This window comes from Frankia sp. CoWAU3, from assembly GCF_977971855.1.
This window is the reverse complement of sequence record NZ_CDWWXB010000179.1, coordinates 1-1,367: the sequence shown is the minus strand read 5'-3', so window position 1 is coordinate 1,367 and position 1,367 is coordinate 1. Positions and strand designations below refer to the sequence as shown.

2 protein-coding genes are annotated in these 1,367 nt (G+C 71.1%); both read right to left on the bottom strand.

The window, feature by feature from the left end:
- Positions 1 to 315, bottom strand: a 315-nt coding sequence (locus AC08ON_RS14355; RefSeq protein ID WP_476617146.1) for an nSTAND1 domain-containing NTPase, incomplete at its 3' end; no start/stop codon positions are given.
- Positions 279 to 1,367: toll/interleukin-1 receptor domain-containing protein (locus tag AC08ON_RS14350; RefSeq protein WP_476607939.1), on the bottom strand; the 1,089-nt coding region annotated here is incomplete at its 5' end. The genes AC08ON_RS14355 and AC08ON_RS14350, both read right to left, overlap by 37 nt.

The window sequence follows — 1,367 nt, the reverse complement described above, 5'->3', positions numbered from 1 at the left end:
GGCCTCGTCGAGCGTGGCGAGCTCGGCCATGCCGACCAGGATCTCCTCCCGGCCCAGCCCGCTCGTCTCCACGGCGTCGTCGAGGACGGCGTCGGCGCGGCGGGCCAGCGCCCCCCGCACGCCACCCAGCTCGTGGTACCGGTCCATCGACAGGGTGCCGCCGCGGGTCTGGTCCTTGGCCAGCTCATGGAGCGTGAACGCCAGCAGCGGCAGCGCCTCGCCGTCCTCGGTGTCCGCCACCATCCTGGCGACCAGCTCCGGCTCCACGTGCAGGCCGGCTACCCGGGCCGGCTCGGTGATGACGACCGGCAGCATGTCCCGGGCCAGCGGGCGGAGGGGGAAGACGTGCAGGTTGACCCCGCCCTGTTCGGGGGGCCGCTCAGTTCGGGCAGGGCGAAGACCTGGTCCTGGAACTCGGAGCGAAGCGCCATGACCACCCGCACGGGACCGGTGACCCCATGCCGCAACAGGGTCGCCAACCGGGCCCGTTCCTCTTCGTCCGATCGGGTGAACAGCTCCTCGCCCTGATCGATGATCAGTAGCAGCAGGCTGTCCCGCACCGGGCCGGAGCCGGCCGTCAGAAGTTCCTCGGCCAGCCCCATGAGGGCCAGGTCGTCCTCCCTGAGCTGCCGGTCGATGTCGGTGACCACCCACTGCTGGCCGACGCGCCTCGCAGCCTGGGTCAGGGTGTGGGCGAGCTTGCGGACCGGGTCCCGGCCCGGCCAGAAGGGGTCGGCCACCTCCCAGCCGGGCTCGCCCGCCAGCTGGGCCGGCAGGCCGGCGGTGACCAGCGACGACTTGCCGCACCCGGAGGCGCCGACCACCAGTAGCAGACGCTGTTCACCGAGGGAGCGTAGCCGGTGGGTGAGCCGCCGCAGCTCGTTGCCGCGCCCATAGAACACCTTGGCCATGTCCCGGGTGAACGGCCGCAGACCCGGGAACGGGGACCGGTCGTCCGCCCAGCCCAGCCCGCCGCCGGCCTCGACGCGCCGCAGCCCAATGTTCAGGTTGTCGGCCCACCCCGGATTCTCGTGCAGGTGAACGTGCTGCCGGTCCTCCAGAAGCGGGGAGGTGACCGTCGGCTCCACGCGCAGCGGCAGCAGCAGGCTGCCGACCTCGTAGGCGATTCCCAGTTCGTAGGAGCACCACGGGGAGGCGTTGTAGGCGTTGGTGATGACACAGACCACGGCGTCAGCGGCTCGCAGCTCGCGGTGCAACCGATCCTTCCACATGTCGCCGGGCTGGACGCCCACCCGGATGTTCTGAGCGAGGAACACCCGGTGGCCAAGAAGGGTAAGCGTCTGATGAACCCTGTCGGCCAGCTCCGCGTCGGAGCCCGCATGGCTGACGAAGACTCGTGCCACCAT